This is a genomic window from Streptomyces sp. ID05-26A (assembly GCF_033794685.1).
Classification (GTDB): Bacteria; Actinomycetota; Actinomycetes; order Mycobacteriales; family Pseudonocardiaceae; genus Lentzea.
The window spans coordinates 1911537-1935858 of record NZ_JARAYZ010000001.1; the positions used below are offsets into that span (position 1 = coordinate 1911537).

The window sequence follows — 24322 nt, forward strand, 5'->3', positions numbered from 1 at the left end:
TCACAGTAGTTCAGCCCAGTGCCTGCTTCGCTCCAGGGTGGAGCGGAACGGGGTCGGTGGCCGATGCCTTGTCCTTCGCGATGTCCTTCACGGCCGGGTGGACCTTCTCCAGGTCAGCCTTCTTGTCGAAGATCAGCTTGGTCACGGCGCAGGCGTTGCCGGCCGCGAAGTCCTCACGGACGAGCAGCAGGTTCGGCACCACGATCGTGGACACCTCGGCCACCCCGTAGGTCGCCGCCGGGATCGGCGCCGTGTCGTACACCGGGCTGATCTTCTTCATCTCGGGCAGCAGCGGGGTGATGTCGACGAACTTCACCCGGTCCTTGAGCGACGTGGTGATGTCCGTGATCTGCGGCGTCGGCAACCCGCCGGACCAGATCAGGCCGTCGATGCTGCCGTCCTTCATGCCGTCCGCGGTCTTGGTCAGGTCGAGGCGCTGGGCCTGCACGTCCGAGTCGATGTTGAGCCCCGCCGACTTCAGCAGGCGGCCCGCGATCACCTCGGTGCCGGACTTGGGCGAACCGGTCGAGATCCGCTTGCCCTTCATGTCCGCGATCGAGTTGATCCCGGAGTCCGCCCGGACGAGCACCTGCGTGTAGTTCGGGTAGATCCGCGTCAGCGCCGCGATCTTCTCCTTCTTGCCGTTGAACGCCCCGGTGCCGTTGACGGCGTCCGCAGCGGTGTCGGCCAGCGAGAACGCGATGTCGTAGGTGCCGGCGACGAGCTGCTGGATGTTCTGCACCGACGCACCGGTCTCGGCGGACGACGCCTTCAGCTTCGAGTTGTCGGAGATCAGCTTCGCCAGGCCGCCGCCGACCACGAAGTACACGCCACCGGAGTTGCCGGTCGCGATCGTGATCCGGCCGTCGGACGCCTCGCAGGACGCCTGGGAACCACCGGCGTCCGGCGTCGTGGGTGTGCGCTTGCCGCCACACCCGGAGACCACGAGCGCCAATGCGATCGCGCCGATCGCGTACTTATGCAGCTTCACGAACCCTCCTACGGGTCACCAGGTGTACCGCCACGGCCACCACGAGGAACCCTGCCCCGATGGCGATCGTCAACGGCTGCAGGTAGAGCAGGAACAACGCGGCCGGCACGCACAGGATCCGTTCCGGCCAGCGCGCGGGACCGAACAACCAGCCGCCCGTCAGCACGGCGAGAGCGGCGACTCCCAGCGCGGACGCTCCGAACGCCCACACCGAGTCGAGCAACGGCCCGCGCAGCAGCAGGGCCGAACCGGCGTCGGTCAGCACGAACGCCAGCGGCACGAGGAACGCGGGCAGCGTGTACTTCCACGTCTGCCACATGGTCTTCATCACGTCGCCGCCGGTCAGCGCCGCCGCCGCGACGGCCGCGAGGGCCGTCGGCGGGGTCACCTCGGACAGCACCGCGTAGTAGAAGATGAACATCGCGGTCTCGGCCGGCTCGACGCCCAGGGTGATCAACGCCGGGCCGATCACGACCCACGAGATGATGAACGACGCCGTCACCGGCACCGCGAGCCCGAGCACCGACACCGCCACGGCCGCGAGCACCGCCGTCAGCATCAGCACCACGACGGGTTCCGAACTGATGACGGACGCGAGGTCCACCAACGACCCCGCAAGCGCTTGCCCCAGCCCGGTCTTGGTGATCGTCGACGTGACCACGCCCGCCGCCGCACACACCGCGATCACCGGGAACGCCGAGCGCACGCCGACGGACAGCGCGTCGGCGATCAGCCGGAACCACTCGCGCCGGTGGTTGATCAACGCGAACAGCGCGGCCACACCCGTCGCGTACACGACGGCCTTGTAGACCGGGATGTCCAGCGCCAGGAACACGATGATGATGAAGAGCGACAGGAAGTGGTACCAGCCGAGCTTCAGCACGTCCCAGAACCGCGGCGCGTCCACGTCGACCGGCCGCGCCCCGAACCGCCGCGCGTCGGCTTCGACGGCCAGCGCGATGCCCAGGTAGTAGAGCAGCGTCGGGATGATCGCCCAGATCAGCACCGACAGGTACGAGACCTGCAGGTACTCGGCGATGATGAACGCCGCCGCGCCCAGCGTGGGCGGCGACAGGATCGCGCCGATGCCGGACGCCGCGAGCAGTCCGCCCGCGTTCTCCTTGGGATAACCGGCCTTCTGCAGCATCGGCCACGTCACGGCACCCAGCGACACGGTCGTCGCGGTACCGGACCCGGACACCGTGCCGAGCAGGAAGCCCGCGGTCGCCGCCGTACGACCAGGCGCCGTCCGCGACTTGCGGAACGCGGCGAAGCTGACGTCCACGAAGAACTTGCCGGCACCCGAAGCGTTGAGCACCGAACCGTAGATCGTGAACAGCACGATGTAGGTCGCCGCCACGTCCAAAGGCGTGCCGTAGAACCCGCTGGCGTCGTTGAAGAAACCGTTGATGATCTGCGGGAAGTCGACGCCGGAGTGCGAGATCGACCACGACGGCGGCAGGAACCCGCCGTAGTAGGCGTAGGCGATGAACGCCAGGCACACCACCGGAAGCACCCACCCGGTCGTGCGCCGGCAGGCCTCCAGGATCAGCACCAGCAGGACCGAGCCCGCGATCACGTCGAGCGTCGAGAGCTGGCCCTGCCGGTTCAGGAACTCGTCGAAGCCCCCGAACAGCGGGTAGGCGCCCACCACGAACGCGGCACCGGCCAGCACCCAGTCCCACCAGGGCGGCGTGTGCCCGCGCCCGTAGGCGAGGAACACCAGCGGCAGCGTCACCGCCAGGAAGATGATCAGGTAGTACTGACTTCCCTTGGCGAACGGGAAGAAGACCTGCTTGAGCACCAGGAGGGCGATCAGCAGGCCGGCGATCCACAGCGCCCGCTCCCACCTGGGTGAGAGCGAACGCGACGGCATCTCCTCGTCGTGCTCCGCGACGATGCGGGCGAGGTCCGGGTTGGCCACGGACCGACCGTACTGTGGGGGCGATCACAGCCCCAGAGGATCAATCCAAAGGAACTGCAAAGACTCGGACCGCCTGCTCAGACGATTGCACTGTCCACATAGCACCAGCGCCAGGTCTCGCCCGGCTCGAACGAGCGCATGACCGGATGCTGGGACGAACCGAAGTGCGCGGTCGCGTGCCTGTGCGGGCTCGAGTCGCAGCACGCCACGTGCCCGCAGGACAGGCACATCCGCAGGTGAGCCCAGTTGCGCTCGCCCAGAGCGAGGCAGTCGACGCAGTCCTCGGTCGACTCCGGTTGCACCGATCGAGGCAGAGCCGCCACGTGCGAACAGGTCATGGCTTCCATCATTACGCAGAATGAGCGGCATGCACGGGCCTGAACTTCTGCTGCTTCTCCTCGGGGCGCTGGTCGTCACCGCCGTCGCCCGCCGGCTCAACTGGTCGGCGCCGCTGGTGCTGGTCGCCGTCGGCCTGGTCGTCTCGTTCATACCGGGCGTGCCGGAGTTCGAGCTCGACCCGCACCTGATCCTGCTGGTGGTCCTGCCTCCGCTGCTCTACAGCGCGGCGCTGGACAGCTCGTACCTCAACATCCGTGCGAACCTGCGTCCCATCGGACTGCTCGCGGTCGGGCTGGTGCTGTTCACGACGCTGGTGGTCGGGGTCGTGGCGAAGCTGGTCTTCCCGGACCTGCCGTTCGCCGCAGCGCTGGTGCTGGGCGCGGTCGTGGCGCCGCCGGACGCCGTCGCCGCCGTCGCGATCGGCCGGAAGCTCGGCCTGCAACGGCGCGCGATGACGTTGCTGGTCGGGGAGAGCCTGATCAACGACGCCACGGCGCTGACGGCGTTCAAGGTCGCGGTGGCGGCCGCGGCGGGCGCGGCCATGGCCCCCGTCGAGGGTGTCGGGTTGTTCCTGCTGGTCACCGCTGGCGGTATCGCGGTCGGCCTGGTCGTCGGCGTGGTGGTCCGGTTCCTGCGCAGGCGGCTCTGCGAGGGCGTGCTGGAGACCGCGCTGGGACTGCTGGTGCCGTTCGGCGCCTACCTGATCGCCGAGGAGGTCGCGCACGTCTCCGGTGTGCTCGCGGTCGTCGTCGCGGGGCTCTACATCGGCCACCACTCGCCGCGCGGCGGGTACTCGACCCGGTTGCAGGACGCCGCGGTCTGGAAGGCGCTGGACGCGTTGCTGGAGGCGTTCGTCTTCGCGCTCATCGGTCTGCAGGTGTCCACGATCATCCGGGACGTCGACCTGGACGCCGCGCTGCTGCTCGGCGCCGGTGCCGTGCTGCTCGCCGCGATCCTCGCCCGGTTCGTCTGGATGTACCCGGCCACCTACATCCCGAGATACCTGTCGAAACGCGTGCGCGAGCGCGAACGACCGCCGCACCTCGGGCAGGTGACGGTGATCTCGTGGGCCGGCATGCGGGGTGTGGTGACGCTGGCGGCGGCGGCCGCGGTCCCCGAGAACGTGCCGGGACGCGACATCATCCTGTTCTGCGCGTTCGTGGTCACGGTCGCGACGCTGCTGCTGCAGGGCCTGACGTTGCCGTGGCTGATCAACAAGATCGGCTTCGAGGGCGACGACGCCCGCGAGGACGCGCTGGCCGAGGCGCAGGTGCAGCACCGGGCGGCGCAGGCCGCGGTGACGAGGCTCGACGAGGTGACCGACGAGGTGCCCGACCACGTCCGCGACCAGCTGCGATCGCTCGCCGAGCACCGGGGCAACGCCGCGTGGGAACGGCTCGGGCGGCAGGAGGAGGAGAGCCCGGCGGCCGCGTACCGCAGGCTGCGCCGGGTGATGCTGAGCGCCGAACGTGACGAGTTCGTCAAGGCCAGGGACAAGGGCGAGATCGACGACGAGGTGCTGTTCCGGGTGTTGCGCGAACTGGACCTGGAGGAAGCCGCACTGTCTCGTGAGTAACCGTTCACCTGCTTTTCGTGTTGCGATGCTTGAGTGCGCTCTCAACACGGAATGGGAGGTCGAACGATGCATCGGAGAGGTCTTGCCGCTGTAGTCCTCGTGTTCGCGGGTGCGGTGGTGGCGTCCCTGCCCTCCGCCTCCGCACACGACGACAAGGGTCCGATCGTCATCGGGCACCGCGGCGCTTCGGCGTACCGGCCCGAGCACACGCTCGCGGCCTACGAGCTCGCCGCGCGCATGGGTGCCGACTTCATCGAGCCCGACCTGGTGCCGACCAAGGACGGCAAGCTGGTCGCCCGGCACGAGAACGAGATCGGCGGCACGACGAACGTCGCCGACAAGACCCAGTTCGCCGACCGCAGGAAGACCAAGACGATCGACGGCGTCGCGGTCACCGGCTGGTTCACCGAGGACTTCACGCTCGCCGAGCTGAAGACGTTGCGCGCCAAGGAACGCATCCCGGCGATCCGCCCGCGCAACACCCTCTACGACGGCCGCTTCGAGGTGCCGACGTTCCAGGAGGTCATCGACCTCTCGAAGCGCCTGTCCCGCGAGCTGCGCCGGGAGATCGGCATCTACCCCGAGACCAAGCACCCGACGTACTTCAAGTCGATCGGTCTCGCGCTGGAGCCGAAGCTCGTCGACACCCTGAACCGCAACGGGCTCAACCGGGGCAGCGCCAAGGTCTACGTGCAGTCGTTCGAGGTCGCGAACCTCAAGGAGCTCAACCGGTCGTTGCGCGTGCCGATCGTGCAGCTCGTCAACGGTTCGGGCGCGCCGTACGACTTCGTCGCGGCCGGTGACAAGCGCACCTACGCCGACCTGGTCACCCCGGCCGGGCTGCGCGAGGTCCGTTCGTACGCGGACGGCGTCGGCCTCACCAAGGATCTGATCGTCCCGCGCGACGCGGCCAGCTTCCTCAAGGCGCCGACGACCGTCGTGAAGGACGCCCACCGGGTCGGTCTGATCGTGCACTCCTGGACGTTCCGCAACGAGAACTCGTTCCTGCCCGCGGACTTCCGGTCCTCCGCCGACCCGGCCGCGTACGGCCGGGCCTTCGAGGAGTACGACCTGTTCTTCAAGCAGGGCATCGACGGCGTGTTCGCGGACAACCCCGACACGGCCGTCGAGGCCAAGGTCAAGCGCTAGCGAGTGCGAGCGTGCGGTCCGTGTCGAGCAGACCTCGCTGCTTGAGCAGGGGCCGCACGCCCTCACCGAACCAGTACGCCTCTTCGAGGTGCGGGTAGCCGGAGAGCACGAACTCCTCGATCCCGATGGAGTGGTACTCCTCGATGAGGTCCGCGACTTCCTCGTGGGACCCGACCAACGCCGTTCCCGCGCCACCACGCACGAGTCCGACGCCGGCCCACAGGTTCGGGTAGATCTCCAGCCCCCGGACGCCACGGGTCAGGTCGCCGCCATGCAACGCCAACATCCTTTGCTGCCCAACGGACTCCGACGCACCCAGCTGTTCCTGCGCCTTCGCCACCGCGGCCGGGTCCAGCGCGTCGAGGAGCTTCGCGGCCGACGCCCACGCCTCCGCGGACGTGTCCCGGCTGATCGTGTGCAGCCGGATGCCGAACCGGATCGGCCGGTCCGTCAACGCCCGCACCCGCGCGATCTTCTCGGCCACGTCCTGAGGTGGCTCGCCCCAGGTCAGGTAGACGTCCGCACGAGCCGCGGCGACCGGCAGAGCGGCGTCGGACGAGCCACCGAAGTAGATCGGTGGCAGCGGGTCCGGCACGGCCAGCGCTGTGGCGTCCTGCACCTGGTAGTGCGCGCCGTGGAACGTGAACGGCTTGCCCGTCCAGATCCCGCGCACGACCTGGAGGAACTCGTCGGTGCGCGCGTACCGCTGGTCCTTGTCGAGCCAGTCGCCGAACCGTTGCTGTTCAACGGAATCGCCGCCGGTCACCACGTTGAGCAGCAACCGGCCACGCGAGATCCGCTGGTACGTCGAGGCCATCTGCGCGGCCAGCGTCGGCGAGAGCACGCCCGGCCGGAACGCCACCAGGAACTTCAGGGTCTTGGTCTGCGCGATCAACGCGGAGGTGGTCAGCCACGCGTCCTCGCACCACGTTCCGGTCGGGGTGAGCACGCCGGTGAACCCGACCTGCTCGGCTGTGCGCGCGATCTGCGCCAGGTAGTCGATGTCCGGCTCACGACGGGCTCCGGCCGCGGGCGCGCGGTTGGCGTGGAAGTGCTCCACGACCGTGCGACCGTCACCGGACGTCGGCAGGAACCAGTGCAGCGTGATGCTCATGCCAGATCTCCCTGGAACCTCGTGTCGACGAACTTCCCGAAGTCGACCTTGCCCGGCAACGTCTTCTCCTCGGTGAACGCGTCCGCGAGCTCCTGCTCGGACTTGATCAGGGTGTCGTCGATCTTCACCGGCAGGTCGCCGTTGCGGTTCACCGCGGCCAGCGCGACCTCGTACTTCAGACCCGTCTCCGCCGCCCACGCCTTCGCCCACTCCTCGCGGTGCGTGTCGGCCCACTTCTGGGCCTTGTAGTAGCGGATCAGGTACTCCTTGAGCGCCGGGTTCTTCCCCTTGTCGTCCAACGCCTTGCGGCCCGCGACCTGGAAGCCGTACCCGTTCGACTTGCCCTCGCCCGTGGTCAGCACGCGCGCCTTGGCCTCCTGCTGCGCCTGCGCGGTGTAGGGGTCCCAGACCGCCCACGCGTCGACCTTGCCCTGCGTGAACGCGCCGTACGCGTCGGAGGGCTGCAGGAAGTTCAGCGTCACGTCCTTGGTCGACAACCCGTTGGCGCGCAACGTGAGCAGCACCTGCCCGTGCGCCGAGCTGCCCTTGGCGACCGCGATGTTCTTGCCCTTGAGATCGGTGACCTTCTGCAGCGGCGAGTTCTCCGGGACGAGGATCGCGTCGGCCTCGACCTGGCCCTTGGACGCGCCGATCGCGGCGATCTTGGCGTTCGCGGCCGCCGCGAAGATCGGGGGTGTGTTGCCCACACCCCCGATGTCGATGGCTCCGGCGGACGCGGCTTCGAGCAGCGGCGGGCCGGAGGTGAAGGTGGACCACTCGAGCTTGTACGGGAAGTCGTTGAGCAGACCGGCGGCCGTGAGCAGTGCCTTCGCCCCGCCCTTCTGGTCGCCGACCTTGAGCACGACGTCGCCGGCGGCGGTGTCGGTGGAGGCGGCCGTCGAGCACCCGGTGGTGAAGAGGATCGCGGCGAGCAGGGCCAGCAGGCTTCTGTTAGGCGGCTTCTTCAACGTCCACTCCCAGATCAGCGAGTACGCGGGTGCGTTGCTCCACAACGGATGCCCGGCGGCGCGGGCGGGGCAGGTCGACGTGGTGGGTGGCGACGATCCGGCCCTCGTCGAGCACGAGGATGCGGTCGGCCAGCAACAACGCCTCGTCGACGTCGTGCGTCACGAGCAGCACGGCGGGCTTGTGCCTGATCCACAGGTCTTCCACCAGGTGGTGCATGGCCAGGCGGGTCAACGCGTCGAGCGCGCCGAACGGTTCGTCGAGCAGCAGCACGTCCGGTTCGCGCACCAACGCCCGTGCGAGCGAGACCCGTTGCGCCTCACCGCCGGACAACGTCAGCGGCCACGCGTCGGCGTGATCGGTCAGCCGCACTTCCTCCAGCGCCTTCAACGCGATCGCACGGCCGTCCGGTCGGTGCAGGCCCAGTGAGATGTTCTTCCAGACCTTGCGCCACGGCAGCAGACGCGGCTGCTGGAACGCGATCGACACCGTCCCGGGGACGTCGGCGGCGCCCTCGACTTCCCGGTCCAGGCCCGCGAGGATCCGCAGCAACGTCGACTTCCCGCAGCCACTGCGCCCGAGCAGCGCCACGAACTCGCCGGGCTCGACTTCGAGGTCGATGCCGTCGAGCACCGTCCGTGCACCGAATGCCTTGGTCAGGCCGCGCACGCTCACCGCTTTTGCCATCGCAGGATCCTCCTTTCCAGCAACCGCACCAGGGCGTCCGTCGTCAGGCCGAGCAGCGCGTAGACCACGAGGCCGACGACCACGACGTCGGTGCGGAGGAACTCCCGGGCGTTGTTGATCAGGAAGCCGAGACCGGCGTCGGCGTTGATCTGCTCGGCGACGATCAGCGACAGCCAGGCGGTGCCGAACGCGATCCGCAGTCCCACCAGGGTTTGCGGCACGGCGGACGGCAGCACGACGTGCACGATCCGTTCGATCCGGCTGTACCCGAGCACCCGCGCGGCCTCGACCAGGCCGGGATCGGTCTGCCGGATTCCGGCGTGCAGGTTGAGGTAGAGCGGGAACGCCACCCCGGCCGCGACCAGCGCGAGTTTGGGTTCCTCGCCGATGCCGAACCACAGGATGAACAACGGGATCAGGCCGAGGTGCGGCAGCGTCCGCAACATCTGGACGGGCGGATCCAGCAATGTCTCGCCCCACCGGGAAAGGCCGGAGGCGAGCCCCAGAACAACACCGGCGAAGCCGCCGATCAGGAATCCGAAGAACACGCGGGTGATGGACACCGCGAACGCCTCGCCCAATTGGCCGTCGGCGATCAGCTCACCGGCGGACTGCGCCACGGTGAGCGGGGAAGCGAGTTTGTCGGGCGACAGCACGCCCGTTGAGCTGGCCAGTTGCCACAGCAGGACCAGCGCGACAGGGCTGATCCACCGCAGCGGCAGCGTGAACTTCCGCGCTTGCACGGGCGCCGCGGTTTTCGGCCGCGAGGCCACTCCTGCTATGGACAAGGTCATGGGCGGAAGTACAGGCGAGCCCACGGGATGAGTCAACGACGCCCAAATCGTGAAAACGCGTCGTACATCGAGATGTTCCCCGCACGGACATATTTCCTGCCAACGGCTGAGTGACAGCCGGAGTCCCAGCGATCACGATTCACGCCATGGATCCGGAAGGCGACAGACCGGGGGTGCCTCGGGGCACCGCACTGCGGCTCGCATCGCTGACATTGCTGACTTCGGCGACCACCGTGCAGATCTTCGGTCAGTACGCCTCCGCGTGGACGACGGCGACCCCGCTCGACGACGCCCGTTGCCAGGTCCGGTCGGGGTTCTACCCCGCGGCGGCCAATGAGTCCAAAAGGGACGGTTACCGGACGTGCATGGACGCGTTCCTCGGTGATCGGTGGCCGTGGCTCGCGGGCGGACTGACCCTGCTCGTCACGGTGGCGTTGCTGTTCTACGCCCTGCATCCGATGTGGACGCGCTACCGGCGGAACCTGGCTCCCGTTCCCGGCGAACTGGTCGAGCCGCTCGCCGAACTGGTGGCCGGTGTCCGCAAGCCGCCGGTGTTCCTGCTCGACCGGGCGAAGGTCAGCGCGGGCACCGTCGCGTTCGGCACGCACCGGCGCAGGTACCTGGCACTCGACGTCGGCGTGATGGCGTTGCGGCGCATGGAACCCGAGTCGTTCCGCGCCGTCGTGCTGGACGGACTCCGCACCGGTGTCGCGATCACCGCCGCCACCAGGGCGCTCTGGCGCGCGTTCGTCGTCGTGGTGCTGACGCCCTACGTCCTCACGCTGTACGCCACCGTCGGCTGGCAACTGCTCGCGCTGGCCGGTACCGCCGCACTGGTGCGCTACGCGCGCTCAGCGGCGTCCTGGACGGCCGGAATCGTGGTCCTGGGAGTCGCGGTGGGCCTGTGGTGGTCGTGGCCGGCACCGGGCACGACCGACGTCGACTCGGCGGTGGGCAGCTGGCTCGACGGCGGCGGCTGGGACCGGGTGACGACCGTCGTGCGGGCGAGCGAGCAGGTGTTCACCGGCGTGCGGGCCGCGGACCCGGCGGCGATCGCGGCCGGGTGCGAGGCGCTCGGGCCGGTGCTGCGCGAGCCGTTCCCCGCGCCCCCGGACCCGAAGATCGCCGCGATGTGGGCGGACGGGTTGCGGGCGCTGGAGAACGGCACGCGGTCGTGCCTCACCGTCTTCCGGGACGAGGGCCCCGACGACGGGTCGATGACGAGCGAGTTCCTGAAGGGCCTCGACCAGCTGGAGGTCACGCAGACCGCGCTGGCCGAGGCCCGGCAGCGGGCTGTCAGCTGAGCACGTCGTGGCGCACGATCGTCTGGTCGCGGCCGGGACCGACACCGATCGCCGAGACGCGGGCGCCGATGATGCTCTCCAGGTACTCGACGTACGCCTTGGCGTTCGCCGGGAGCTCGTCGAACGAACGGCAGTGCGAGATGTCCTCGAACCAGCCCGGCAGCTCCTCGTAGACCGGGACGGCGTGGTGCACGTCGGTCTGGGTCATCGGCATCTCGTCGACGCGGCGACCGTCCACTTCGTACGCGACGCAGACCGGGACCCGCTCCAGGCCCGACAGCACGTCGAGCTTGGTGAGGAAGTAGTCGGTGATGCCGTTGACGCGCGAGGCGTAGCGGGCGATCACGGCGTCGAACCAGCCGGTGCGGCGCGAGCGGCCGGTGGTGACACCGAACTCGCCACCCTGCTTGCGCAGGTACTCACCCTGGTCGTCGTTGAGCTCGGTCGGGAACGGACCGGAGCCGACGCGGGTCGTGTACGCCTTCAGGATGCCGATCACGGTGCTGATGCGGGTCGGGCCGACACCCGAGCCGACCGTCGCGCCACCCGACGTCGGGTTCGACGACGTGACGAACGGGTAGGTGCCGTGGTCGACGTCGAGCAGGGTGCCCTGCGAGCCCTCGAGCACGACGATCTCGTCGCGGTCGAGCGCCTGGTTGAGCAGCAGGCGGGTGTCGGCGATGCGGTGCACGAAGTGCTGACCGTGCTCGAGCACCTGGTCGACGACCTGGTCGGCGTCGAGCGCCTTGCGGTTGTAGACCTTGACCAGCACCTGGTTCTTGAAGTCCAGGGCGGCCTCGACCTTCTGCCGGAGGATCTTCTCGTCCAGCAGGTCCTGCACGCGGACGCCGACGCGGGCCAGCTTGTCCTGGTAGGCCGGGCCGATGCCGCGCCCGGTCGTCCCGATCTTGGCCTTGCCCAGGTAGCGCTCGGTCACCTTGTCGATGGCCACGTGGTACGGCATGATCAAGTGCGCGTCCGACGAGATCAGCAGACCACTGGTGTCGACGCCCTTCTCCTCCAGGCCCGCGAGCTCCTTGAGCAGCACGCCGGGGTCGACCACGACACCGTTGCCGATCACGTTCTTCACGCCGGGCGTGAGGATGCCGGAGGGGATGAGGTGGAGGGCGAACTTCTGACCGTCCGGGAGGACGACGGTGTGACCCGCGTTGTTGCCGCCCTGGTAGCGAACGATCCACTGGACACGCTCACCGAGGATGTCGGTGGCCTTGCCCTTGCCCTCATCGCCCCACTGGGCACCGATCAGCACGACGGCCGGCATGTGAAACTCCAAGCACTTGGACTGGTTCGAGCGAATGCCGGTAAGTGAGGGTAGACCAGGAGATGACCGTGCGCGGAATCGTGTTGGCCTGCGGAAACACGCAGTTGCCAATGATCGCTCAACGTGACGACGTGGTGGCCGTTCCAGCACGCCCCGGCAAGGACGACGTGGACCGCCATCTGGACGCCGATCGGCTGGTCGTGGTGGGTACCGACGCCGACCTCGCCGCGGTGGCGTTGCGGTTGCTGCGCAAGGAGAAGCTCGGTTCGGTGGCACTGGGTTACGTACCCGCCGCCGATTCGTCCGTTGCTGCCCTTTGGGGGCTTTCGACCGACCCGGCACGTGCCCTCGACGTAGCTCTGAACGGTGACGTAGATCCCGTTCCACTCGTCCGCGACGACGTCGGAGGTGTGTTGGTGGGTCTCGGCGTGTTGGCCCCCGTCCGGGGCGTCGGGTACAGCGACGCGGACAACGTGCTGCGCGGCCAGGCGTCGCGGATCGAGTGCACGCCGGACCCGGACGGCGGCCTCGGCCTGCAGATCCGGATCGTCAACAAGCGCCTCCTCGGGTCCAAGGTCCGGGTGAGCCGGCCGCGGGCGTTCCAGCTCGGCTGCCTCCCCACGACGGTGGTCCTGGACGGCCACAAGCACCCGCGCCCGATGGACAAGTGGACCTGGTACCGCCACACCGAGGACCTGAGGCTCGTCCGAGGCGTCTAGTCGTCCGCCTGTCATTCACTTGAGGGTCACTCGAAGGCATTGCGCAATTTCATAATGTGACTGAGGGTATGTCCCGATCACTTCCCAACAAGGAAGGTCGGGACGATGTCAAAAGTTAACCGAACCATTGGTGTTTTAGTTGCCACAGCGGCTCTCACCTTTGGTTTTGTTTCCCCTGCACTCGCGACACCGCCGAACATCCCCTCCGCAGCCACCGCTCGCACCGAATTGGCCGGACTCACCGTTCGCGCCGACGGTTCGATGACGGGCTATTCGCGCGACAAGTTCCCTCACTGGGTGACCCAGTCCGGTACCTGCAACACTCGTGAGGCCGTGCTGAAGCGGGACGGCACCAACGTGGTGACCGACTCCAGTTGCGCCGCCACGTCGGGCAGGTGGTTCTCGCCCTACGACGGCGCGACGTGGTCCGCGGCTTCCGACGTGGACATCGACCACATCGTGCCTCTGGCGGCGGCCTGGAGGTCAGGAGCGTCGTCGTGGACGACCGCACAACGCCAGTCGTTCGCCAACGACATGTCGGGCCCGCAGCTGATAGCGGTGACGGACAACGTGAACCAGTCCAAGGGCGACCAGACCCCGGCGACGTGGAAACCGCCACTGACGACGTACTGGTGCACCTACGCGAAGATGTGGGTGCACACCAAGTACCGCTGGAGCCTCAGCGTGAACTCGGCGGAGAAGACGGAACTGACGGGCATGCTCGGAAGGTGCTGATGACGCCACTCTCCTCGCTCTTCGTGGCGGGCCCCGGCGGCGTGATGACCGACGAGGTCGGCGTCGTGACGGGAGACCTGGAACTGTCCACCGAGCTCGCCGAGGACGGCAAGCTCAGTGCGAAGGTTCGCTACGAGGGCGCGGACGAGTGGTATGCGATCACGGGCGGTTCGTGCGTCCTGGCCGATCCTCGCGATCACGAACAGGTGCACTCTCTTCTGCACGGACTTCTGCACCGGCCGGAGGGCTGAGCGGAGGCAACGCCTCCATCGCCTCACCGCGGTTGAGTCCGGTCGCCTGCAACAGGTCCACCGCGACACTCCGGATCTGCGCCAGCACGACCTTGGACGAGAACCCGTCGCCGCCGAGACGCCGCGCGGTGAGCACCCGCGCGGCGTCCCGCACGGCCTCACGCGTCGCCTTGGGCTCCCGCCCCTTCTCCAACTCACCCTTGAGGCAGTCCACGGCGTCCGCGTAATCCTTGAGCACGTCCGGCACCCCGTCCGGAATCCGCTCACCGGCCTTCAACGCCGCCATGGTCCGCCGAGCCAGCACACGAGTGTTCCGAATCGCGTAGTCCACCGGCCCAGCGGCAGCCTGATACCGCTTGAGCTCGTCCTTGGACCGCCACCGAATGGGCGCGATCTTCGCGATCTCACTCCCGGTCTGCAACGCCGACTTGTAGTCGTCGATCGTCGTCTGGCTGTTCCGGAGCTCGGCCAGCACCCCAGCAGCCTTGACCGAATCCTTCTGATCCAACGCCTCGGCGAGCTCCCTCAGCGCTCCGCTGAGCGTGTTCGTCAACGCCTTCAACTGCCGCTGAGCCACCGTCACGGGATTGGCCGGAATGAGCGCGGCCACAGCAAGCCCCATCAGCCCACCGGTCAACGCGTCGATCATCCGGTCGAACCCACCACCGGCACTGGGCGGCAACAGGGTCGCCACCAGCACCGCGCTGCTCCCAGCCTGCAAGGCGATGACAGACCCACCGTCGAGCAACACAGCAGCGGACATGGCCAACGCCACGACCAACGCGATCTGCCACGGCCCACTGCCGATCCAACTGATCAGCGCGTCCCCGACACCGACACCGACAGACACACCGACGACGAGCTCACCAACCCGCCGAAGCCGCTGCCCCAACGAAACCCCAAGGCACACAACAGCAGCAATAGGCGCAAAAAACGGGTGCGGATGCCCAATGAGGACGGTAGCCACAACCCAGGCAAGCCCAGCGGACAGAGCACATTGGACGATCGGCAACGCGGCCCCGCGCCACCGGCCGAGCCCCCGCCCGACAGCTTCCCGAACCGCGCCCACACACACCCCGCTCGCCCGCCGTACGCCATTACCGCCAGCCAGTCTCGAACCAACGGCCACCAGCCACAACCCGCGACCAGGCATTTCCAGCCCCAGGGGCAAGCAACCTCACATCCCAGCGGCGAGCGAGGCGGGGTGGGAAATGGGGCAAGTGACGCGGACAGGCAGAACTTCCGATCGCACGCGAAGCCGAAGGCGAGCCGTCCTTAGCAGGCGGTCCAGGCGGTGGGGTCCCATCACGAGTCGCGCCATAGCTCTTGCTGCACCTGAGAAGGGGTGTCAAGCGGACACGCTTTTCGTCCGCTTGACACCCCTTCTCAGGTGTGGCCCGCTCTTGGCTCGGCTCGTGATGGGACCCCACCGCCAACGCACACAGCTACGCAACAGGCAGCCGCCCAACGCAACAGGCGTGCCATCTACCCACCCACGGCGCGGGCCCCCTGATCAGATTGCCGGGGGTCTGGGGGCAGCGCCCCCAGGGGAAGCACGCAACGCAAGGTCGCCGCCCGCAAGGTGACCACCCGCAAGGTCGCGGACCGCAAGGTCAGCGGACCGCAAGGTCAGCGGAACGCAACCCAACCACCGGACAACGCGACAAACTCAGACCAGCCCAAGCGCAGCCGGCGCCTTGGGGTCGGAATCAGCGAGGAACCGAGAACACCGATCCCACTCCTCGTCCTCCCCGATCTCCCGAGCAGCCAACGCCAAAGCCCCCAAAGCCCTCAAAAACCCCTGATTGGGCCGGTGATCCCAAGGAACAGGCCCAAACCCCTTCCACCCGGACCGACGCAACTGGTCAAGCCCGCGGTGGTACCCGGTACGGGCATACGCGTAAGCAGCAACAGGGTCCCCACCAGCCAACGCCCGTTCAGCCAGCAACGCCCAGGCCTCGGAGAAGTCCGGATAAGCCCGGACGATCTTCGCGGGATCAGTGCCACCGTCAGCGGCGGCCTGAGCCTCAGGACGTTCGGGAAGACGGGTCGGCTCGGGCCCGAGGAGATTCTCAACCATGGCACCCATCGTGCCGCATGGACGAACCCGAGCCAGCCGAACGTCCTCATCCTGGGACCGGGACCAGACGTGCGACTAGAGGAACATCCGCAGCACCGCGGCCACCACGGCCAGCATCAGCACGGTGACGAGCACCCCGGCGATGATCCGCTGCTTGGTGGTCGCCTTGTAGCTGTCGGTCTCGGAGCTCATGGCCGTGCACCTTGCCCTGACCACCCGATCAACTTCAACGTCGTTCACTCCATCGTGCACACGAATTGGAAACATCAGGGTAAAACCAGGGGCAATCAGCCTTCCTGGACCCCGGACCCGCGCTCATGATGTTCGGATGATTCAGGGGGCACGGCAGTTCAGGGACCAGTACTGGGAGCGGGGCACACCGGGCAGGGAGACTCCGGCCAAGCTCACGAAGCAGCTCTACCAGCTGTGGCTCGTCGGTCTCCTGCTGAAACTCATCGGCTCGTCGTGGGACGTCTCGTGGCACTTCAAGTGGCTCCGGGACGACCTGGCGCCGCCGCATCTGATCAACACGGTCGGCACGGTCATCGTGGTCGGGCTGACGTTGTTCCACACGTTCACCGGTTATGGCGGTGACAAGCTGACCATCCGGTTGATGCAGGTCGGAAGCGGGATCTTCCTGATCGCCCTGCCGATCGACATCATCAACCACCGCGTCAACGGGCTCGACATCACGAGCTGGAGCGGCTCGCACGCGCTGTTGTACCTGGGTACGGCGGTGATGCTGGCCGGCGCGATCCGCGGGTGGATGAAGCACTACCCCGAGGGCAGGTACCGGACGTTCGGGCTCGCCGCTCTGTGGTTCTTCTTCCTGGAGAACGTCTGGTTCCCCAACCAGCACCAGGAGTACGGCGTGCGCGCGTTGCAGGCCTACGACAGCGGTAGGGCCGAGGCCGAGCCGATCCTGTTGCAGTTCGCCGCGGACCAACTGGGCGTGCCGGTCGGCAGGGAAGCCGTCGTGCACTTCGCGCTGCCCATCGCGGACTGGGTCTACCCGGTCTGGGGACTCGTGGCGGCAGCGATCGTGCTGGTCATCGCCAGGCGCACGATCGACAGGCGCTGGGCGGCCACCGCCGTCGCGGCCGGGTACGTCGCCTACCGGTGCCTGATCTGGCCGATGCTCGCCGGGATCGACTTCCCGAAGTCCGCGGTGCCGTTGTTCCTGGTCCTGGTCGGGCTCGCGATCGACGCTGCACACGCCATCGAGATGCCCACGCCGGCCGCTGCCGTGCTGGGGTCCGCGGCCGTCACGACGGTCGGGTACGTCGGCATCTGGTTCCAGCAGGAGTACCTGTGGGGGCCGCCGATCTCGTTCTCGTCGGCGGCGGTCACGGCCGTGCTGCTGGCGGTGTTGTGGACGGCCGGGGACATGGTGATCCACCGGCCGCAGACCCGGCAGCTGATCGCGTCACGCCTCGAGCTGGGCTGACAGCCTGCTGGTGATCCGGCCGAACAGGTCGGCCAGCGGCTCGCCGACGTCCCGCCCGAACTCGGTCAACCCGTAGGTGACCTGGGGCGGGGTCGTCGGTGCCACCTCGCGCCAGATCAGGCCGTCGTCGACGAGCCCGCGCAACGTCTGGGAGAGCATCTTCTCGCTGATGCCCCGGATGCTCTCGCGCAGCTCGAAGAATCTGAGGTCGTTGGTCTGCAGGGAGATCAGCACCCAGATCCCCCACCGGCTGGTGACGTGGTCGACCATCTCGCGCGCGGGACAGGTGGTGTGAAACACCTCATACCGCTCTGTCGCACCGGACCGCGTGAACTGTTTTCCGACCTCCACGTCCGGAGCTTACGTCGAGGTACGTCCTTACGAAAAGTAAGCCTGATTCCTAGCGTCGTGCCCGAAACGACGACGAAGGAGCCAGAAGATGATCGTGGTGACCGGGGCGACCGGGAACATCGGACGCCCACTCACGAAGGCCCTGGCCGAGGCGGGCGAGCAGGTGGTGGCCGTGTCGCGGCACGTCGCCGAGGTACCGGACGGCGTGCGGCACGTCCAGGCCGACCTCGCCCGGCCCGACAGCCTTCCGCTGGCCGGCGCGAAGGCGTTGTTCCTGCTGCTGTCCGGCGACCTGCACGCGGTCGGCGCCAGCCCCGCCGACCTGGTCGAACGGGCCGCCGCGCAGGGTGTGCGCCGGGTGGTGCTGCTGTCGTCGCTGGGCGTGCGGACCAGGCCGTTCGGCACGACGCGGATCGAACTGCGCGGGCTGGAGGACGTGGTGCGCGGGTCCGGCCTCGACTGGGCGGTCCTGCGGCCGGGCGGGTTCGCGTCCAACGCGCTGTGGTGGGCCGAGGCCGTGCGCGCACAGCGGACCGTCGCGGCGCCGTTCGGGGACACCGCCCTGCCGATCATCGACCCGGCGGACATCGCCGAGGTCGCGGCCGTCGCCCTGCTGAGCGACAGGAACGGCGTCCTGGAACTCACCGGCCCGGAGGTGATCACGCCGAGGCAGCAGGCGGAGACCATCGCGGCCGCCCTGGGCGAACCCGTGCGGTTCCACGAGCTCACCCGCGCCGAGGCCAGAGCGGGCCTGGAACAGCTGATGCCGGGTGAGCTCGCCGACGACACCCTGGACATCCTGGGCTCGCCCACCCCGGACGAGGTGGCGGTGAGCCCGGACGTCGAGAAGGTCCTCGGCCGCGCCCCGCGCACGTTCGCCGACTGGACCGCGCGCCACGTCGAGTCGTTCCGCTGAAAGCAAAAGGGCCCCGGCGCACAGCCGGGGCCCTCTTCACGCCAGGTGTCAGCCCGCGATCATGCGGCCCGACGACTTGAGGTGCTCGCACGCCTGCGCGATGCGCGCGCCCATGGCCGTCTCGGCGGCCTTGAGGTAGCTGCGCGGGTCGTACGCCTTCTTGTTGCCGACCTCGCCGTCGATCTTCAGCACACCGTCGTAGTTCGCGAACATGTGCGCGGCGATCGGACGGGTGAACGCGTACTGCGTGTCCGTGTCGATGTTCATCTTGATGACGCCGTACGACACGGCCTCGTGGATCTCCTCGAGCAGCGAGCCGGAGCCGCCGTGGAAGACCAGGTCGAACGGCTTCGAGCCGGCCGCGAGGCCGAGCTTCTCCGCGACGACGTCCTGACCCTGCTTGAGGATCTCCGGGCGCAGCTTCACGTTGCCCGGCTTGTAGACGCCGTGCACGTTGCCGAAGGTCGCGGCGAGCAGGTAGCGACCCTTCTCGCCGGCGCCGAGGGCCTCGACGGTCTTCAGGTAGTCCTCGGGCGTCGTGTAGAGCTTGTCGTTGATCTCGTTGTCGACGCCGTCCTCCTCGCCACCGACGACGCCGACCTCGATCTCGAGGACGAGCTTCGCCTTGGCCGAGAGGTCGAGGAGCTCCGAGGCGATCAGGAGGTTCTCGTCCAGCGCGACGGCCGAGCCGTCCCACATGTGCGACTGGAAGAGCGGGTTGCCGCCCTTGTCCACCCGCTCCTGGCTGATGGCGATCAGCGGACGCACGTACCCGTCGAGCTTGTCCTTCGGGCAGTGGTCGGTGTGCAGCGCGATGTTCACCGGGTACTTGGCGGCGACGACGTGCGCGTACTCGGCGAGCGCGACGGCACCGGTCACCATGTCCTTGACCTTGGTGCCCGAGGCGAACTCGGCTCCACCGGTCGAGACCTGGATGATGCCGTCGCTCTCAGCCTCGGCGAAGCCGCGCAGAGCCGCGTTGAGCGTCTCCGACGACGTGACGTTGATGGCGGGGTAGGCGAACTCGTTCGCCTTGGCCCGGTCCAGCATCTCCGCGTAGACCTCGGGAGTTGCGATGGGCATCGGTGGTCCTCCTCAGGCGCCCTGAACGGGTGTCAGCCCGCATCCTACGAGGCGGGGTCAGGGGCCCGCGCCAGTGGCCGTCCTCACAGAGGGATCGATCAAGTACCAGTTGACCAGCCGGTCTGCACTACCCGCCGGTAGGGGGATAGTGGAGGACATGGCAACCGCTCAGTGGAACGGCAAGATCATCGCTTCGAGCGACGACACGGTCGTCGTCGAAGGCAACCACTACTTCCCGCTCGAGTCCGTCGATTCGGCCGTGCTGAAGCCGACCGACTACACCACGCACTGCCCGTGGAAGGGCGACGCGAACTACTACTCGTTGCAGGTGGACGGCGCCGAGAACACCAACGCGGCCTGGTACTACGCCGAGCCCAAGGACGCGGCGAAGCAGATCAAGGGCCACGTGGCGTTCTGGAAGGGCGTCGAGATCAGCGCCTGAGCCCGAGGGCCGAGGCCAGTTCCGTGTAGTGGCCGTTCAGCGACTGGACGGCCACGTGGTCGGCTCCCGCGTCCACGTGCGCCCGCAGCTTCGCCGCCACCTGGTCCGGGCTGCCGTGGGCGACCAGGGCGTCGATCAACCGGTCCGAGCCCTTGATGTCCTCGTCGGTGAACCCGTACCGCTGCCAGTTGTTCGTGTAGTTGGTCAGCGTGAAGTAGAACGCCAGCTTCTCGCGTGCGATGGCCCGCGCGACTTCTGGATCCTCTTCGACGACGACGGTCACCTCGGGTGCGAGGAGCTTGTCGCCGAGCGCCTTGCGGGCTTCGGCCGTGTGCTCGACCGGCACCAGGTACGGGTGGGCGCCGGCGGTCCGGTCGGCGGCGAGCGCGAGCACCTTCGGCCCGAGCGCGGCGAGGACCAGGCGGTCGGCCGGCACGTCGAGCCGGTCCAGGTAGGACACGAGCTTGTCGTATGGCTTCTCGTAGGCCTGGTCGAGCTGCCGGTGGCCCACGCCGACGCCGAGCAGGAACCTGTCGCTGGCGAGGCGCCGGAACTCCGCGGCGACCGCCTCCGGCTCCGACTGCCACACGTTGACGATGCCGGTCGCGATCGTGATCGAGGTCGTGGAGTCCAGCGCCTGCTCGACCGCGGAGAGCTCCGGTGAGCCACCGATCCAGAACGTGCCGAAGCCGAGCGCCTCGACCTCGCCGATCCTCCCCGCCCACTCCTGATGCGAGCCCCAGACACCGAACGTTCCCAGCATGCGAACCCCAATCGTCGCGGCGGACTACCTTTCGCAGTATGCCGATCTTGAGCACCACAGACCTGGACGTGGCCCGCCTCTGTTTGGGTGGCAACGTGTTCGGCTGGACCGCCGACGAGGCCCAGTCGTTCGCCGTGCTCGACGCCTACGTCGAGGCGGGCGGCAACTTCGTCGACACCGCCGACGTGTACTCGGCCTGGGGCGAGGGCAACTCCGGCGGCGAGTCCGAGACGATCATCGGCAGGTGGCTCGCGCGGCGCTCCGACCGCGACCGGATCGTGGTGGCCTCGAAGGTCGGCATGCTCGCCGGCTTCAACAACCAGAAGCGCGACACCGTGCTGACCGCCGCCGAACGCTCGTTGAAGCGCCTCGGCGTCGACCACATCGACCTCTACTACAACCACCTCGACGACCCGACCACGCCGCTCGAGGAGACGCTCGCCGCCTACGACCAGCTCGTCCGCGACGGCAAGGTCCGGTACGTCGCCGCGTCGAACTTCTCCGCCGCACGGCTGGCGAAGGCGCTGGAGATCCAGGAACGCGAGGGCTTCGCGAAGTTCGTGGCGCTGCAGCCCGAGTACAGCCTGGTCAGCCGCGACAAGTTCGAGGGTGACCTGCAGGACACCGTGGCGGAGCACGGCCTCGCCACGCTGACCTACTCGTCGCTCGCCAAGGGCTTCCTGAGCGGCAAGTACCGGCCGGGCGTCGAGGTCGAGAGCGCACGGGCCGGCGCGGCCTCGAAGTTCCTCGACGAGCACGGCCTGCAGGTCCTCGAAGTGCTCGACGAACTGGCCGAGACGCACGGAACGACGGTCGCGGCGGTCGCCCTGGCGTGGCTCGCCCAGCAGCCGACGGTGGCCGCGCCGATCGCGTCCGCCCGCACGTTGGAGCAGCTCAGCGACCTCGTCCCGGTGCTCACGCTCGAACTGACCCAGGCCGAGGTGGACCGCCTGAGCGCAATTTAACTTGCCAGTAGCTTACCGGGAGTAGGTTGCGTTACCGTGACGGGCATGGACGTCACGGGCAAGGTGGTAGTGATCACCGGCGCGGCCAGGGGCATCGGCGCCGAGGTGGCGAGGCAGCTGGCCGCGCGCGGGGCTCGTCTCGCACTCGTCGGGCTTGAGAAGGCCCAGCTCGAAGAGGTCGCGCGGGAGACCGGCGGCAGGGCCTGGGAAGCCGATGTCACGGACTGGGACGTGCTCGACCGCGTGATGAACGAGGTCGCGGCCCACTTCGGCGGCATCGACGTCGTGGTGGCGAACGCGGGCATCGCGGCCACCGGGTTCATCCGCTCGATGGACCCCAAGGCGTTCGAACGCGTCATCGAGGTCAACCTGCTCGGTGTGTGGCGCACGGTCCGCACGGCGCTGCCGCACCTGATCAAGAGCCGTGGCTACTGCCTGGTCGTGTCGTCGCTCGCGGCGATCGTCCACATCCCCGGCAACGCGGCCTACTCGGCGGCGAAGGCGGGCTGCGAGGCGTTCGCGGACAGCCTGCGCGCCGAGGTCAGGCACCTGGGCGTCGGCGTCGGCACCGCGTACTTCTCGTGGATCTCCACGGACATGGTCAACAGCGCCGACGAGCACCCGGTGTTCGGCAAGCTGCGCCAGGGCATGCCGGGACTGGCGAGCAAGAAGTACCCCGTCCGCAACGTCGGCAAGGCCGTGGTCCGGGGCATCGAGAAGCGGTCGAAGGCGGTCCACGTCCCCGGCTGGGTCGGCGCTCTGAAGTACTTCCGCGCGTTCACGCCGATGGTCGTGGACCGCCAGGCGGTCGAGGAGGTGGCCGACGCGGACCGTCAGATGGCCGCGAGCGACACCTCGGGGCTGGTCGGGCCGGGCGGCCAGGCCGCTAGCCGGTGATCCACGGGCCCATCAGCGGGGTCCACTCGCGAATGGACCACTCGGCGACACCCGCGGGCGTGTACGGGTCGGCGGCGATGATCTCCTTGAGAGAGGCTTCGTCCGCCGCCTCGTAGATGATCAACGCGCCGAGGTCGTCCGCGTACGGACCGGAGGCGAGGATCACGCCTTTCTCGACGAGCGAGGCGATGTACTCGCGGTGTTCGGGGCGCACCGCGAGGCGCTTCTCACGATCGGGACCGAACACCAATTCGACTGCAAAGCGGGCCATGCCACCACCGTAGTGAAGCTGACCGGTACCGTCCTACCTTGTGGTTGGCGAAGAAACTCCGCGCACCGTGCAGGACACCCTGACCAACCTGCGAATCAAGGACGGCGTCGCAGGACCTCCCACAGGGCCCCTCACGCTCGAAGACCTGTACAAGCAGCACCGCATGCGCCTGGTGAGGCTCGCGCTGCTGCTCGTCGACGAGCCGTCGACGGCCGAGGACGTGGTGCAGGAGGCCTTCACCGGCCTGCACCGCAACTGGAAGGGCCTGCGCGACTCGCAGGCGGCCGTCGGCTACCTCCGCACGGCCGTGGTCAACGGCTCCCGCAGCGTGCTGCGCCGCCGCAAGACGGCCCGCGACTACACGCCGCCGCACGTGGCGAACGCACGTTCGGCCGAGTCGCTGGCGATGCTGACCGCGGAGCACCAGGCCGTGGTCAAGGCGTTGCAGCAACTGCCGCCGCGCCAGCGCGAGGTGCTCGTGCTGCGCTACTACGGCGACCTGTCCGAGGCGGAGATCGCCGAGGCCACCGGCATCTCGAAGGGCACCGTGAAGTCGACGGCGTCCCGTGCGCTCGACGCGCTGCAGAAGATCATGGCGGGCTAACGCCGGACCATGACGGTCATCCTGTCCGTGCCGTCCTCAGGGGCGGCACCGGCTCTGGAGCTGCGCCCGTGGCAGCCCGACGACGTGCCGGCCCTGCTCGCGGCGCACCGCGATCCGCTGCTGCGCCGCTGGCTCGCGACCTCCCTCGCCGACGAGGCCGACGCCCGGCGGTGGCTGGACGCGCAGGCCACCGGGTGGGCGGACGCGACCCGGTTCAGCTTCGCCGTGATCACCGACGGTGCCCCGGTGGGTCACGTGGTGGTGAAAGCGGGGCCGGACGGCACGTCCGAGGTCGGTTACTGGACAGCCGCCCAGGCCCGTGGACGAGGAATCGCCGTGAGCGCGGTGAACACCGTCTCGCAGTGGGCGTTCGACGTCCACGCGCTCACCCGGCTCGCCCTGCTGCACGCGGCCGGCAACGAGGCGTCCTGCCGGGTGGCGATCAGGTGCGGTTACGTCCTGGAGGACGCGCTGCCCGCCGCACCACCCGCCTTCCCCGCCGAGGGACATCGGCATGTGCGCACCGCCTCCGACCAGCCACGCGCGGTGCCGTCAGTGGTAAGTAAACTTGACCGTTTCCCCAGCTGAGGTCGTTTTGACCGATGCGGGCGGTTTCAACTCGTAAGACCACCCGCCCAAATCGGCACTTGGTATAGACCAATAGGCCCCCCA

At 68.4% G+C, this 24322-nt stretch carries 27 protein-coding genes; 13 read left to right on the forward strand and 14 right to left on the reverse strand.

Features of this window, described 5'->3' with window-relative positions; all coding sequences use genetic code 11:
* Nucleotides 1-10: 10 nt before the first annotated feature.
* From PV646_RS09430 to PV646_RS09440, 3 genes are all read right to left on the reverse strand, one after another.
* Entirely contained in the window at nt 11-991 is a 981-nt protein-coding gene (locus PV646_RS09430) for a TAXI family TRAP transporter solute-binding subunit (RefSeq protein ID WP_500341046.1), read from the reverse strand.
* Nucleotides 978-2915, reverse strand: coding sequence for a TRAP transporter permease (locus PV646_RS09435; RefSeq protein ID WP_500341047.1), 1938 nt, complete (start codon nt 2913-2915; stop codon nt 978-980). Before PV646_RS09435 ends, PV646_RS09430 begins: the two co-directional genes overlap by 14 nt.
* A gap of 77 nt (nt 2916-2992) precedes the next feature.
* Nucleotides 2993-3253 carry a UBP-type zinc finger domain-containing protein gene (locus tag PV646_RS09440; RefSeq protein WP_500341048.1) on the reverse strand — a complete coding sequence of 87 codons (261 nt, stop codon included), beginning with the start codon at nt 3251-3253 and terminating at the stop codon, nt 2993-2995.
* Between the two features lie 20 nt (nt 3254-3273).
* On the opposite strand from PV646_RS09440, the gene PV646_RS09445 reads away from it, so the two are divergent.
* Together PV646_RS09445 and PV646_RS09450 are read left to right on the forward strand one after the other, a co-directional pair.
* Complete coding sequence (locus tag PV646_RS09445) at nt 3274-4830, forward strand: Na+/H+ antiporter (protein WP_500341049.1); 1557 nt, start codon at nt 3274-3276, stop codon at nt 4828-4830.
* Nucleotides 4831-4896: 66 nt separating this feature from the next.
* Entirely contained in the window at nt 4897-5979 is a 1083-nt protein-coding gene (locus PV646_RS09450) for a glycerophosphodiester phosphodiesterase (RefSeq protein WP_500341050.1), read from the forward strand.
* Here PV646_RS09450 and PV646_RS09455 read toward each other — a convergent pair.
* Genes PV646_RS09455 through PV646_RS09470 form a run of 4 tightly spaced genes read right to left on the reverse strand, consistent with a single transcriptional unit; the run spans nt 5969 to nt 9540 of the window.
* Nucleotides 5969-7093, reverse strand: coding sequence for an LLM class flavin-dependent oxidoreductase (locus PV646_RS09455; protein WP_500341051.1), 1125 nt, complete (start codon nt 7091-7093; stop codon nt 5969-5971). The two genes, PV646_RS09450 and PV646_RS09455, sit on opposite strands and share 11 nt — an antisense overlap.
* Nucleotides 7090-8061 (reverse strand): ABC transporter substrate-binding protein, encoded by a 972-nt coding sequence (locus PV646_RS09460; RefSeq protein WP_500341052.1) that lies wholly within the window; start codon nt 8059-8061, stop codon nt 7090-7092. The genes PV646_RS09455 and PV646_RS09460 overlap by 4 nt, the downstream gene beginning before the upstream one ends.
* Nucleotides 8045-8746, reverse strand: a complete 702-nt coding sequence (locus tag PV646_RS09465; RefSeq protein WP_500341053.1) for an ABC transporter ATP-binding protein — start codon at nt 8744-8746, stop codon at nt 8045-8047. Before PV646_RS09465 ends, PV646_RS09460 begins: the two co-directional genes overlap by 17 nt.
* Nucleotides 8731-9540, reverse strand: a complete 810-nt coding sequence (locus PV646_RS09470; protein ID WP_500341054.1) for an ABC transporter permease — start codon at nt 9538-9540, stop codon at nt 8731-8733. The genes PV646_RS09465 and PV646_RS09470 overlap by 16 nt, the downstream gene beginning before the upstream one ends.
* Before the next feature lie 146 nt (nt 9541-9686).
* Here PV646_RS09470 and PV646_RS09475 point away from each other — a divergent pair, with 146 nt between their 5' ends.
* Nucleotides 9687-10844, forward strand: coding sequence for a hypothetical protein (locus PV646_RS09475; RefSeq protein WP_500341055.1), 1158 nt, complete (start codon nt 9687-9689; stop codon nt 10842-10844).
* Here the strand turns inward: PV646_RS09475 and PV646_RS09480 are convergent.
* Entirely contained in the window at nt 10837-12126 is a 1290-nt protein-coding gene (locus PV646_RS09480) for an adenylosuccinate synthase (RefSeq protein WP_189157335.1), read from the reverse strand. The genes PV646_RS09475 and PV646_RS09480 overlap by 8 nt on opposite strands.
* A 110-nt stretch (nt 12127-12236) precedes the next feature.
* Here PV646_RS09480 and PV646_RS09485 point away from each other — a divergent pair, with 110 nt between their 5' ends.
* The 3 genes from PV646_RS09485 to PV646_RS09495 all read left to right on the forward strand — a co-directional run bounded on the left by PV646_RS09485 (nt 12237) and on the right by PV646_RS09495 (nt 13831).
* Nucleotides 12237-12845, forward strand: a complete 609-nt coding sequence (locus tag PV646_RS09485; protein WP_500341056.1) for a hypothetical protein — start codon at nt 12237-12239, stop codon at nt 12843-12845.
* Between the two features lie 105 nt (nt 12846-12950).
* The gene (locus PV646_RS09490; RefSeq protein ID WP_500341057.1) at nt 12951-13580 is read left to right on the forward strand and encodes an HNH endonuclease family protein; all 630 of its coding nucleotides are present in this window, start codon (nt 12951-12953) and stop codon (nt 13578-13580) included.
* The gene (locus tag PV646_RS09495) at nt 13580-13831 is read left to right on the forward strand and encodes a hypothetical protein (protein WP_500341058.1); all 252 of its coding nucleotides are present in this window, start codon (nt 13580-13582) and stop codon (nt 13829-13831) included. The genes PV646_RS09490 and PV646_RS09495 overlap by 1 nt, the downstream gene beginning before the upstream one ends.
* Here the strand turns inward: PV646_RS09495 and PV646_RS09500 are convergent.
* Together PV646_RS09500 and PV646_RS09505 are read right to left on the reverse strand one after the other, a co-directional pair.
* The gene (locus tag PV646_RS09500) at nt 13740-14984 is read right to left on the reverse strand and encodes an FUSC family protein (protein ID WP_500342346.1); all 1245 of its coding nucleotides are present in this window, start codon (nt 14982-14984) and stop codon (nt 13740-13742) included. The genes PV646_RS09495 and PV646_RS09500 overlap by 92 nt on opposite strands.
* Before the next feature lie 516 nt (nt 14985-15500).
* Entirely contained in the window at nt 15501-15920 is a 420-nt protein-coding gene (locus PV646_RS09505) for a DUF3151 domain-containing protein (RefSeq protein WP_500341059.1), read from the reverse strand.
* A 319-nt stretch (nt 15921-16239) separates the two neighbouring features.
* Here PV646_RS09505 and PV646_RS09510 point away from each other — a divergent pair, with 319 nt between their 5' ends.
* On the forward strand, nt 16240-17358 hold the full coding sequence (locus PV646_RS09510; protein WP_500341060.1) for a hypothetical protein: 1119 nt from the start codon (nt 16240-16242) through the stop codon (nt 17356-17358).
* Here the strand turns inward: PV646_RS09510 and PV646_RS09515 are convergent.
* Complete coding sequence (locus tag PV646_RS09515; protein WP_500342348.1) at nt 17338-17628, reverse strand: winged helix-turn-helix transcriptional regulator; 291 nt, start codon at nt 17626-17628, stop codon at nt 17338-17340. The two genes, PV646_RS09510 and PV646_RS09515, sit on opposite strands and share 21 nt — an antisense overlap.
* A 169-nt stretch (nt 17629-17797) precedes the next feature.
* Between PV646_RS09515 and PV646_RS09520 the strand changes: the two genes are divergently transcribed.
* The gene (locus tag PV646_RS09520; protein ID WP_500341061.1) at nt 17798-18625 is read left to right on the forward strand and encodes an SDR family oxidoreductase; all 828 of its coding nucleotides are present in this window, start codon (nt 17798-17800) and stop codon (nt 18623-18625) included.
* A gap of 48 nt (nt 18626-18673) precedes the next feature.
* Here PV646_RS09520 and fbaA read toward each other — a convergent pair whose 3' ends face one another.
* On the reverse strand, nt 18674-19708 hold the full coding sequence (gene fbaA / locus PV646_RS09525) for a class II fructose-bisphosphate aldolase (protein ID WP_500341062.1): 1035 nt from the start codon (nt 19706-19708) through the stop codon (nt 18674-18676).
* A gap of 157 nt (nt 19709-19865) precedes the next feature.
* Here fbaA and PV646_RS09530 point away from each other — a divergent pair, with 157 nt between their 5' ends.
* Nucleotides 19866-20150: a DUF427 domain-containing protein gene (locus PV646_RS09530; protein WP_500341063.1), complete on the forward strand. Its 285-nt coding sequence runs from the start codon at nt 19866-19868 to the stop codon at nt 20148-20150.
* On the opposite strand, the gene PV646_RS09535 is transcribed toward PV646_RS09530, so the two are convergent.
* A complete protein-coding gene (locus tag PV646_RS09535) occupies nt 20140-20913 on the reverse strand; it encodes a TIGR03620 family F420-dependent LLM class oxidoreductase (RefSeq protein ID WP_500341064.1) in 774 nt (257 codons plus the stop codon). The genes PV646_RS09530 and PV646_RS09535 overlap by 11 nt on opposite strands.
* A 38-nt stretch (nt 20914-20951) precedes the next feature.
* Between PV646_RS09535 and PV646_RS09540 the strand changes: the two genes are divergently transcribed.
* Nucleotides 20952-21878, forward strand: coding sequence for an aldo/keto reductase (locus tag PV646_RS09540; protein WP_500341065.1), 927 nt, complete (start codon nt 20952-20954; stop codon nt 21876-21878).
* A 45-nt stretch (nt 21879-21923) separates the two neighbouring features.
* A complete protein-coding gene (locus tag PV646_RS09545; RefSeq protein ID WP_500341066.1) occupies nt 21924-22775 on the forward strand; it encodes an SDR family oxidoreductase in 852 nt (283 codons plus the stop codon).
* Here PV646_RS09545 and PV646_RS09550 read toward each other — a convergent pair.
* Complete coding sequence (locus PV646_RS09550) at nt 22765-23046, reverse strand: YciI family protein (RefSeq protein ID WP_500341067.1); 282 nt, start codon at nt 23044-23046, stop codon at nt 22765-22767. The two genes, PV646_RS09545 and PV646_RS09550, sit on opposite strands and share 11 nt — an antisense overlap.
* A gap of 40 nt (nt 23047-23086) precedes the next feature.
* On the opposite strand from PV646_RS09550, the gene PV646_RS09555 reads away from it, so the two are divergent.
* Entirely contained in the window at nt 23087-23650 is a 564-nt protein-coding gene (locus tag PV646_RS09555) for a SigE family RNA polymerase sigma factor (RefSeq protein ID WP_030477748.1), read from the forward strand.
* A 9-nt stretch (nt 23651-23659) separates the two neighbouring features.
* Complete coding sequence (locus tag PV646_RS09560) at nt 23660-24238, forward strand: GNAT family N-acetyltransferase (RefSeq protein ID WP_500341068.1); 579 nt, start codon at nt 23660-23662, stop codon at nt 24236-24238.
* Nucleotides 24239-24322 lie beyond the last annotated feature (84 nt).

Coding starts and splice junctions, on each gene's coding strand:
- PV646_RS09440 (WP_500341048.1), bottom strand. CDS start 3,253: ATGACCTGTTCGCACGTGGCGGCTCTGCCTCGATCGGTGCAACCGGAG.
- PV646_RS09445 (WP_500341049.1), top strand. CDS start 3,274: ATGAGCGGCATGCACGGGCCTGAACTTCTGCTGCTTCTCCTCGGGGCG.
- PV646_RS09450 (WP_500341050.1), top strand. CDS start 4,897: ATGCATCGGAGAGGTCTTGCCGCTGTAGTCCTCGTGTTCGCGGGTGCG.
- PV646_RS09455 (WP_500341051.1), bottom strand. CDS start 7,093: ATGAGCATCACGCTGCACTGGTTCCTGCCGACGTCCGGTGACGGTCGC.
- PV646_RS09465 (WP_500341053.1), bottom strand. CDS start 8,746: ATGGCAAAAGCGGTGAGCGTGCGCGGCCTGACCAAGGCATTCGGTGCA.
- PV646_RS09470 (WP_500341054.1), bottom strand. CDS start 9,540: ATGACCTTGTCCATAGCAGGAGTGGCCTCGCGGCCGAAAACCGCGGCG.
- PV646_RS09475 (WP_500341055.1), top strand. CDS start 9,687: ATGGATCCGGAAGGCGACAGACCGGGGGTGCCTCGGGGCACCGCACTG.
- PV646_RS09480 (WP_189157335.1), bottom strand. CDS start 12,126: ATGCCGGCCGTCGTGCTGATCGGTGCCCAGTGGGGCGATGAGGGCAAG.
- PV646_RS09485 (WP_500341056.1), top strand. CDS start 12,237: ATGATCGCTCAACGTGACGACGTGGTGGCCGTTCCAGCACGCCCCGGC.
- PV646_RS09490 (WP_500341057.1), top strand. CDS start 12,951: ATGTCAAAAGTTAACCGAACCATTGGTGTTTTAGTTGCCACAGCGGCT.
- PV646_RS09495 (WP_500341058.1), top strand. CDS start 13,580: ATGACGCCACTCTCCTCGCTCTTCGTGGCGGGCCCCGGCGGCGTGATG.
- PV646_RS09500 (WP_500342346.1), bottom strand. CDS start 14,984: ATGCCTGGTCGCGGGTTGTGGCTGGTGGCCGTTGGTTCGAGACTGGCT.
- PV646_RS09505 (WP_500341059.1), bottom strand. CDS start 15,920: ATGGGTGCCATGGTTGAGAATCTCCTCGGGCCCGAGCCGACCCGTCTT.
- PV646_RS09510 (WP_500341060.1), top strand. CDS start 16,240: ATGATTCAGGGGGCACGGCAGTTCAGGGACCAGTACTGGGAGCGGGGC.
- PV646_RS09515 (WP_500342348.1), bottom strand. CDS start 17,628: ATGGTCGACCACGTCACCAGCCGGTGGGGGATCTGGGTGCTGATCTCC.
- PV646_RS09520 (WP_500341061.1), top strand. CDS start 17,798: ATGATCGTGGTGACCGGGGCGACCGGGAACATCGGACGCCCACTCACG.
- fbaA (WP_500341062.1), bottom strand. CDS start 19,708: ATGCCCATCGCAACTCCCGAGGTCTACGCGGAGATGCTGGACCGGGCC.
- PV646_RS09530 (WP_500341063.1), top strand. CDS start 19,866: ATGGCAACCGCTCAGTGGAACGGCAAGATCATCGCTTCGAGCGACGAC.
- PV646_RS09535 (WP_500341064.1), bottom strand. CDS start 20,913: ATGCTGGGAACGTTCGGTGTCTGGGGCTCGCATCAGGAGTGGGCGGGG.
- PV646_RS09540 (WP_500341065.1), top strand. CDS start 20,952: ATGCCGATCTTGAGCACCACAGACCTGGACGTGGCCCGCCTCTGTTTG.
- PV646_RS09545 (WP_500341066.1), top strand. CDS start 21,924: ATGGACGTCACGGGCAAGGTGGTAGTGATCACCGGCGCGGCCAGGGGC.
- PV646_RS09550 (WP_500341067.1), bottom strand. CDS start 23,046: ATGGCCCGCTTTGCAGTCGAATTGGTGTTCGGTCCCGATCGTGAGAAG.
- PV646_RS09560 (WP_500341068.1), top strand. CDS start 23,660: ATGACGGTCATCCTGTCCGTGCCGTCCTCAGGGGCGGCACCGGCTCTG.